Origin of the sequence: Nostoc sp. 2RC (assembly GCF_014222165.1) — a bacterium.
In the GTDB taxonomy this organism is placed as follows: Bacteria; Cyanobacteriota; Cyanobacteriia; order Cyanobacteriales; family Nostocaceae; genus Nostoc; species Nostoc linckia.
On record NZ_JACKZU010000038.1, the window covers coordinates 24215 to 33194 of the forward strand.

The following is an 8980-nucleotide window of genomic DNA, read 5'->3' on the forward strand; positions in this document are numbered from 1 at the left end:
AGGAATGATATGAAATCGAAACTTGTTGACTGTTGACTGGGGTAAAGGGCATGGGGCATTGGGCATTGGGCATTGGGAAAAGGGGAAAGATTAAATTTATCCCTTTTCCCTTTTCCCTTTTCCCTTTTCCCTTTTCCCTTTAACCTTTTAACCTTTTCCCCTGCCTCAAGAGCCAGACTTCAAAAGATGTGGTGAGAAATCCGGCATCAGTCATCAGTCAACGTTTTTAACCCCGTTGGACTGTTTGGAAAATTTCCGCCAAAATCTCTGTAGCTCCCTGTTGGCGCAAGTTATGAGCTAATTGGATACCTAAATTTTCGGCTTCGCTAGCAGTGCCGATAACTGAATCTTTGACTAGACGTTTGCCATCTACGCTGGCTACTAAGCCTGTTAATGTTAATTTATTTTCAGTTAACTGCGTATTAACACCGATTGGTACTTGACAACCGCCTTCTAGTTCTCGTAGGAATGCACGTTCGGCTAAAACGCGATCGCGGGTGGGGATGTGTTCGATGGCTTTGAGTAATGACAGCACTTGTAAATCGTCAGCGCGGCATTCTATTCCTAATGCTCCCTGGCCGACGGCATACAAAGAAAGTTCGGTGGGTAGAATTTGATGAATGCGATCGCTCATATCCAATCGCTGCAAACCTGCAGCGGCCAAAATCAGCGCATCGTATTCTCCATTATCCAGCTTTGCTAAGCGGGTATTTAAATTGCCGCGCACGTCCTTAAAAGTAAAGTGGGGGAAGTGGTGACGCAATTGTGCGAGGCGACGCAGGGAAGAAGTACCGATGACTGCCCCTTCTGGCAATGTATCGATTTGTTTATCTTTGTGCTTTTCATGCACCACTAAAGCATCTGCGGGGTTTTCCCGTTCTGTTACTGCTGCTAAAGTCAACCCCTGTGGCAAACAAGTAGGCAAATCCTTGAGAGAGTGAACTGCAAAGTCAATTTCCTGGTTGAGCATTCCCAATTCTAATTCTTTGGTGAATAGTCCTTTATCGCCAATCTTGGCTAATGCCACATCCAAGATGTTATCGCCTTGGGTGGACATGGTGTGGACTTCAAAGGAAATATCGGGAAACTGCTTTTGGAGTTGTTCTCGAACCCAGTAAGTTTGCACCAGTGCGAGTTGGCTTTTACGGGAACCGATGCGGATGGTGCGGCGGGGACTGGCAATATAAGATGAAGCGGGTTGAACTGAAGTCATACCTTTGAGTTGAAATTTTTTGAGGAATTATATTGAGGAGTAGCTGAGCTGTTTGACTGTCTCAAAAAAGAAAGCAACATTCTCTTCGGGAGTGTTCTGTAAAATTCCATGACCGAGATTGAGAATGTGCTTTTGGTTCCCGGCTTTGCGGATGGTGTCGAGAATGCGCTGGCGGATCAGTTCTTGAGGGCCAAACAATACGCAGGGATCGATATTTCCTTGGACTCCAATATTTGGGCCGAGTCGCTGGCGCGCTACTGCCATATCTACAGTCCAGTCTACGCTGACGATATCAACACCGGATTGCGCCATTAACTCTAGGATGCCGGCACTGTTGTGGATATATAAAATCAAGGGGGTGTCGGGGTGAGTTGCTTTCACCTGTTGCACTACCCGTTGCAGGTAAGGTAGAGATAAGGTTTGGAAATCTTCAGGGCTGAGTTGTCCCGCCCAAGAGTCAAACAGTTGTATGACTTGGGCCCCGGCATTAATTTGGTAGCGGGCGTAAACTGCGATCGCATCTGCCAGTTTCCCTAAAAATTGATGCAGCATTGCAGGTTGACAGAAAGCCATTTTCTTGATGATGGCGTAGTCTTTGGAACTTTTGCCTTCAATTGCATAGGCCGCTAACGTCCAAGGGGCACCCACAAAGCCCAAAACCGTAGCTTGAGTGTTCACTTCTTGACGTAACGTCGTCAGGATTTGCCGCACGAAGGGTAAAGAAGCTTCAGGATCGAGGGCAGTCAGGGCGTCAATTTGTGCTTGGCTGCTGATTGGACGGTCGAATACTGGCCCTTTACTTTCGATAATGTCAAAGGAGATACCCATACCAGGCAACGGTGTGAGGATATCGGAAAACATAATCACCCCATCTGGTTGGAAGGCGCGGAAAGGTTGCAGCGAAATTTCCACAGCCAAGTCAGGGTTCTCGGAGCGATCGCGAAAGGAAGGATACTTTTGACGCAAGTCTCGATAAACTTTCATGTAGCGACCTGCTTGCCGCATCACCCATACCGGAGGGCGATCGAGTACCTCACCCCGCGCAGCTTGCAGTAATGTATAATTTCCCATGTATGTCTCCCTAGATTGAATAATTTGGGCGTTGCATAAACGCAGGATGAATTGAGATTGTTCGTTTAATACATAGGACTTACGCACAGGTAACGGAAAAACGAACCGCGAAGGACGCATTCGCGCAGCGTCTCGTCAGAGAAGGACACAAAGGAATAATGGTTTCAGAGAGTTATTGCGTAAGTCCTAGATTATACTGATTGAAAACAGCTAATTTTCCTCAACTAAAAAACTTCTCCACGCATCTGACAAATATCTCCACACCCATTCCCAAGGCCGTTTCATCGAAATCAAACCGGGGGTGATGATGGGGATAAGCCAAATCTTTCTCTGCATTGGCAGAACCCAAAAAGAAATAGCAACCAGGCACTTCTTCCAAGAAAAATGACATATCTTCAGCCGCCATAGTTTGGCATTCTGGCACAATTCCCAATGGAGTTTCTACCACTTCTTCTGCTACAGAACGCACCAACTGAGCTATTTTCACATCATTAATTACTGGTGGATAAAGTGACCAATAATCTAATTCATATTTCGCACCTTGACTTTGACAAATTCCGGCGATAATTTGCTCAACGCGTTGATGGAAAAAGCCTTTAAAATTTGGATTAAAATACCGAACAGTGGCACTCATTCTTGCTGTGTCAGCAATTACATTCCGCTTCGTTCCAGCATGAAGTTCGCCCACCGTCACCACAGCTGAATCAATGGGATTCACATTTCGAGCCACAATAGTTTGCAAGGCATTGACAATTTGAGCTGCAACTACAACGGAATCCACAGTTTGATGGGGTAGTGCGCCGTGTCCACCTTTGCCCAAAATTGTACAGTTAAAGCACTCCACAGCCGCCATCAGCGCACCACTGCGAACACCTACAGTTCCCAAAGGTAAGTTATTCCACAAATGCAAACCGATAATTGCGTCAACATCAGGATTTTTCAGCACCCCAGCTTCAATCATCGGCTTTGCGCCTCCTGGTGATTCTTCGGCTGGCTGGAAGATCATTTTCACCGTACCGGAGAAATCTTGACGATGCTGTTGTAAATAGTAAGCTGTACCTAAAGCGATCGCAGTATGTCCATCATGTCCACAAGCGTGCATTACTCCATCATGCTGGGATTTATATGGCACTTCGTTAAGTTCTTGAATTGGCAAAGCATCCATATCGGCTCGAATTGCCAAAACTGGTAATTTGGGATTGTGGCTTTTGGATTCTGGATTTGATTTTTTGCCTTTAATGGTAGCAACAATACCAGTTTGAGCAATGCCAGTTTGATGTTCGATTCCCCATTCTTGCAACTTTTGTGAGACAAATTCAGCAGTTAGTTTTTCCTGAAAACCCAACTCTGGTTGTTGATGTAATCGCCGCCGCCACTCTATCAATTGTGGTTGCAATGAGCGGATTGAAAGTCTAATTCGAGATAAGTCAACAGAAAAAGGGTTGGGAAAAGTAGAAACCATTATTAATTAAGACAAAGTAGTTTCAGCAGAGCTAATACCAATTCTGTATGAAGATGTGCCAAACTATATGAGGAAGGTAGACGCAAAGCGGCTTGCCGCAGGCTACCGCAAAGGGCGCATCCGCGCAGCGTCTCGTCAGAGAAGGGCACAAAGAAAGAAAATTTGGCGCAGCCTCACAAAGAAATGGTATGATTTGTGTTATTTTTCCACTGTAACGCAATCTGCCACGCATTTTTTGGGTTGATGGTTGACGGTTGACAGAGTAGTAGTCTGTCCCATTAGTTCTGAGAGATAAATAAGTTTGTAGTTAGGACTTTAGTCCTTGATTTTTAAGCACTGAAGTGCTTACTACTAACCTTTCAAAACTTTTAGGACAGACCACTAGGTAGAAAACTCTAATTGATGTGGAGTACCATCATCAATAAAACTTTGTTCGCCAACGCCGACTAATTCCACAATGATTTCACGCTTTAGAGGTGAAAATTCACCTTCTCTAGCTTCAATCTCAACAATGGTTCGTTGTTCTTGTGAATTAACACGGTAAGTTGTTGTGCAAAAGGCTGCTGTTTTGTACTCAAATGTGTGGCCGTCATCTTCATAAAGGGTAAACTCACCTACGCCCTTCCAAATCCGTAGCCTGATCTGGTCTATGGGACGTTCATCTACATATTGCATGACTGGTATCATGGGGATAATCGAGCCAGCACGGACGTACAATGGCATTTGTTCAAGTGGTGCGTGTGCCAATATGTGGGTTGGGCCTGTGAAAGCTTCACCACTCCACCAGTCATACCACCGGCCTTCAGGTAAATATACAGCACGATATTGAACGCCGGGACGACAAATTGGTGCTGCTAGTAATGATGAACCAAGCATTACTTGGTCTGCGAGACTGAAAGTCTGGGGATCGTTGGGAAAATGATAAAGTAGGGGACGCAGAATTGGTGCGCCTGTGGTTGCGGCTTCCCAGAAGAGGGTGTAGATGTACGGTAGTAGTCGGTAGCGGAGTTGAATGTACTCACGGCAAATTTTTTCAACGCGATCGCCAAATGCCCAAGGTTCATGCTGTGCTGTGGTCAATGCTGAATGTCCCCGCATGAAGGGGTAAAGCATTCCTAGCTGCATCCAACGAGTAAATAGTTCCGGTGTGGCATTTCCCGCAAAGCCTCCAATATCACTACCCACAAAGGCAATGCCCGATAATCCCAAGTTGCAAAGCATTGGTATGGACATTTCTAAGTGTTCCCACAGAGATTGATTGTCTCCAGTCCATACTGCTGACCAACGCTGAATCCCTGCGAATCCCGAACGCGTCAAGAAAAATGTGCGTTCTGTGGGACGGGATTTGACAATTGCCTCATAAGATGCTTGTGCCATCATTAACCCATAGACATTATGGGTTTCAGCGTGGTTAGTTTTTTCATCACCAGAACCCTGTGCTGTATCGAGGGGAAAGTCTATTTTTTTACCAGGGTCACCGAATGGGCGATCGTCTAGTGTGGGTTCATTCATGTCATTCCAAATGCCGGCAACGCCAATATCAGTTAGGCTTTTTAGCAAACCTCCCCACCAATCTCGGACTTCTTTGCGTAGGTAATCAGGAAACACAGCTTTGTCAGGCCAAACATAACCGTGAAATAACTGACCATTGGTTTTACGGACAAAATAATTGTTCTTGAATCCCTCATCGAAGACTTTGTAATCTGCCTCTGGATCGTACTTCACCCCAGGTTCAACAATTGTCGCTACTTTAAAGCCATTTTCCTTGAGATTTTGCATTAATTCTTGAGGATTTGCAAATCGCTTGGGACTCCAGGTAAAAACCCGGTAGCCGTTCATATAATCGATATCTAAATGGATAACATCACAGGGAATTTGCCGTTGCCGAAATTCCCGCGCCACTTTCTGTACTATATCCTGTGATTCATAACTCCAGCGACACTGGTGGTAACCTAACGCCCATCGGGGTGGTAAGGGCATCCGTCCGGTTAGCTGGGTGTAGGTCTGGATAATTTTTGCTGGTTCCGGCCCATATATTATGTAGTAATCGAGTTCGCTTCCTTGAGTTTCCATCCGCCAAACTCCGGGCTGCTGGGCACCCAAATCGAATCGGCTCCAAAAAGTAGTATTGAAAAACAGCCCGTAGCCTAAACCCGGACGCAAGGCGATAAAAAAAGGAATCGCCTGATACATACTGTCTGTCAAGATCCCAAAATCGATCGCATCAGTTGTCCAATTAGTTCTCACTTTCGATCGCTGATCTAGCAAGCCAGTGGGTTCACCAAATCCATAGAAATGTTCGTCGGTTTCTATCCGTTTCCACCCAGCAATAGTACCAGTCCGCCACCCCATACCGATGTCTGCATCTTCGGCAAAAAGCTCTCCTGCTGAGTCGAAGCACTGGATACGAAAAGGATCGCGGGAGACCACAATAGACATTTGCTCGGTTACGATTTCTATAGTCTCTGCTTTTTCTAGTACTTCAAACGGCACCTTAGACCATTCTTCATCCGCCTGTGCCACCGCCCACGATCGCCTGGGTAAAAATTCACCCGTTGGTGTCATCCTTACCCGAATTAAGTTCGGTGCTAGGATACTAATCTTCACACAGGGAATGCCGCATTTGAAGAGGATATGACCCTCATCTTGTTTTATTGATTGTACTGCTCCTAAAATTGACCAAGCCGGTTCTTTTGTGTGCAGTTGTCCAAAGTATTGCGGCATAATCCCTGATTTTAAAATAACTACTTTTCCCAATCGAGAATTACATAAATTACTGCCAAAAAGCTTGTATCTTCAGGCATACCATAGACAAATTTTTACATACGTTTTCAGGTATCTTATTCTTTGCGCCTTTGCGGCTTTGCGTGAGACTTTTAAATCAGTAATACCTATTTTTTTTACGAACCGCGAAGGACGCAAAGGACGCAAAGGAAGAGTATAGATAATCTTATGGTGGAAGGAAGTAGCCAAATTAAATCAAGTACATTTACATAAGTGTAAAGCCACCATTAATACATAAATATTGTCCTGTGACAAACTTGGATTCTTGACTAGCAAAGTAAAGCACTGCTTCACAAACATCCTCTGGAGTACCCCATTGCTGCATGGGAATTCTCACTTGGTAAGCATCTTTTTTTTGTTGGGGGACATTTTCATGGCGTTCTACAGGAATCCACCCTGGAGCAACGGCGTTAACTGTGATTCCAAAGGGTGCGAGTTCTGTGGCCATGCTGCGTGTGAATCCCAGTTGTCCACTTTTAGCAGTCACGTAAGCACTAGAGTGATTTACACCGCGAAAACAAACGTCACTACTGATATTAATAATTCGTCCCCATTTTTTATCCTTCATTACAGGTAAACAAATACGAGTCAGTAGATAAGGACTTTTGACAAAAAAATCAAGCATTGTTTGAAAATCTTGCCAAGTGAATTCCTCAAAGGGAATTTGCGGTTGGTTTCCGGTTGCATTCAATACCAAAATATCTACAGCACCAAATTGTGTGGCGATCGCTTCATAAATAGCCGTCACCTCTGCTTCATCGGTGACATCCCCACGCACTAAAATTGCTTGACAACCTTGCTGTTCTAATTCAGCCAAAGCCTGTTTTGCCCGCGATTCGTTGTTGTTGTAGTTGATTGCTACCTTAGCACCGGCTTGTCCCAATTTCAGGGCGATCGCTTTTCCCAAACCAGCAGAACTTCCTGTAACCAAAGCGACATGTCCATCTAGAGAAAATGACATTTAATTGCTAACCTTTGATGAAAAATAGTTAGGAGTTGGGAGTTGGGAGTTGAGAGTTAGGAGTTAGGAGTTAGGAGTTGGGAGTTAGAAGTTGGGAGTTAGAAGTTGGGAGTTAGAAGTTGGGAGTTAGGAGTTGGGAGTTGGGAGTATTTATAATTATCAACTCTCAATCCTCAATTCTGGATTCTAGCTTCTGGATTCTAGCTTCTGAATTCTGAATTCTGAATTCTGGATTCTAGCTTCTGAATTCTGAATTCTGAATTCTGATTTCTAATTTCTTACATTCCCAGCATTTTACACAAGTTATTTATGCTTTCTTTGGTTCCATCTTCAACGTCTGATGGTTCTTCATATTCAACTACCCAATATCCTTGGTAACCTGCATTTAATAGTTCTTGGATAATCGGTTGCCAAACAATTTCTCCTTTGCCAAAGGCACAGAATTGAGGGCCACCGTTAGTCCATTTAACATCTTTCCAATGGCTATAGTTTACCCAAGGAAGGATGTAACGTAATGCCATCAATGGATCGGTTCCTTGATTCAAAAAATTCGCGGGGTCGTAGTTGACGCCAACCGCAGGACTTTTGATGCCTTCCATAATTCTGGCAACTCTTTGTCCTGTTGCTGTGGGGCCGCCGTGATTTTCAATAGTGATTTTAATTCCTCGCTTTTCGGCATAATCTCCGATACGATTGAAGGCATAATGCAGTCGAGGAAAAACATCAGGAAGAATATGATCGTTTCTGTGATCCCCAGACAATAATCTGACGAATTTTGCTCCTAGTTGTTGTGCTATATCAACGAAACGTTCTATCCTTTGAATTTCTTTCTCTAAATCAGCTGCTTCTGGAATTGTAAAATTATTTCGTCCAGCTATACAGATAATATCTACTCCTGCTTCTTGTGCCCAAGTAGCTATTTTGGAAACTGATTCATCGTCACCATCATTTAAAAGATGTTTGGGTGCTTGGGGGTGAGCGTTAACTTCTACTGAACGAATACCTTGGTTGCTGATTGTGTGAAAATATTCTGGTATTTCCACTTCTCTCCAGCCCCAAGCTGCACAACCAATATTTGGTAGGGTAATGCTATTTGACATATTTGAATTTTGGATCCTAGATTTTAGATTGTGAATTTGTATTTGGCTTAGTTTTTGGCAAAGTAATTGTATTTCTTTGTGACACTGGAACAATTTTTTTGATTTCTTATTCCTTGGCGGTTCGTTCATCATAATAAGTTTTTTACAAACCGCTCTAGGCGCAAAAAACACAGAGAAAAACAGGAGATAGTTAATTTTTTTAGCAGCAAGGAAATATTCAGGGACTTGCAAATAAAAAAATAATCGACTACTTCTTGTGGGGTGGGCGTTTCGCCATTGGTGTCAACTTAACGTAAAACCCTTGTAATGACGTTAGAGCAAACTTACTCAATTACTAATTAATCCGGAGTCACCCCACCCCGGTTTTGTCTAAAGCCAAAACCTCCCCT

General features: G+C 44.0%; 6 protein-coding genes. All 6 read right to left on the reverse strand.

Annotated elements, in window-relative coordinates:
- Nucleotides 1-226 precede the first annotated feature (226 nt).
- The 6 genes from hemC to GNE10_RS06955 all read right to left on the reverse strand — a co-directional run bounded on the left by hemC (nucleotide 227) and on the right by GNE10_RS06955 (nucleotide 8591).
- Complete coding sequence (gene hemC / locus GNE10_RS06930; RefSeq protein WP_185564223.1) at nucleotides 227-1213, reverse strand: hydroxymethylbilane synthase; 987 nt, start codon at nucleotides 1211-1213, stop codon at nucleotides 227-229.
- A 27-nt stretch (nucleotides 1214-1240) separates the two neighbouring features.
- Nucleotides 1241-2284, reverse strand: a complete 1044-nt coding sequence (gene hemE, locus GNE10_RS06935) for a uroporphyrinogen decarboxylase (protein WP_185564230.1) — start codon at nucleotides 2282-2284, stop codon at nucleotides 1241-1243.
- Between the two features lie 220 nt (nucleotides 2285-2504).
- Complete coding sequence (locus GNE10_RS06940; RefSeq protein ID WP_185564224.1) at nucleotides 2505-3746, reverse strand: M20 family metallopeptidase; 1242 nt, start codon at nucleotides 3744-3746, stop codon at nucleotides 2505-2507.
- Between the two features lie 381 nt (nucleotides 3747-4127).
- Nucleotides 4128-6470: a glycoside hydrolase family 31 protein gene (locus tag GNE10_RS06945; RefSeq protein WP_185564225.1), complete on the reverse strand. Its 2343-nt coding sequence runs from the start codon at nucleotides 6468-6470 to the stop codon at nucleotides 4128-4130.
- Between the two features lie 265 nt (nucleotides 6471-6735).
- A complete protein-coding gene (locus GNE10_RS06950; RefSeq protein ID WP_185564226.1) occupies nucleotides 6736-7491 on the reverse strand; it encodes an SDR family NAD(P)-dependent oxidoreductase in 756 nt (251 codons plus the stop codon).
- A 278-nt stretch (nucleotides 7492-7769) separates the two neighbouring features.
- Complete coding sequence (locus tag GNE10_RS06955; protein ID WP_185564227.1) at nucleotides 7770-8591, reverse strand: sugar phosphate isomerase/epimerase; 822 nt, start codon at nucleotides 8589-8591, stop codon at nucleotides 7770-7772.
- Nucleotides 8592-8980: the final 389 nt, after the last annotated feature.

Bases quoted from the DNA above. Each gene is read 5' to 3' on its own strand.
- hemC (WP_185564223.1), bottom strand. From the start codon at position 1,213: ATGACTTCAGTTCAACCCGCTTCATCTTATATTGCCAGTCCCCGCCGC.
- hemE (WP_185564230.1), bottom strand. From the start codon at position 2,284: ATGGGAAATTATACATTACTGCAAGCTGCGCGGGGTGAGGTACTCGAT.
- GNE10_RS06940 (WP_185564224.1), bottom strand. From the start codon at position 3,746: ATGGTTTCTACTTTTCCCAACCCTTTTTCTGTTGACTTATCTCGAATT.
- GNE10_RS06950 (WP_185564226.1), bottom strand. From the start codon at position 7,491: ATGTCATTTTCTCTAGATGGACATGTCGCTTTGGTTACAGGAAGTTCT.
- GNE10_RS06955 (WP_185564227.1), bottom strand. From the start codon at position 8,591: ATGTCAAATAGCATTACCCTACCAAATATTGGTTGTGCAGCTTGGGGC.
- GNE10_RS06945 (WP_185564225.1), bottom strand. From the start codon at position 6,470: ATGCCGCAATACTTTGGACAACTGCACACAAAAGAACCGGCTTGGTCA.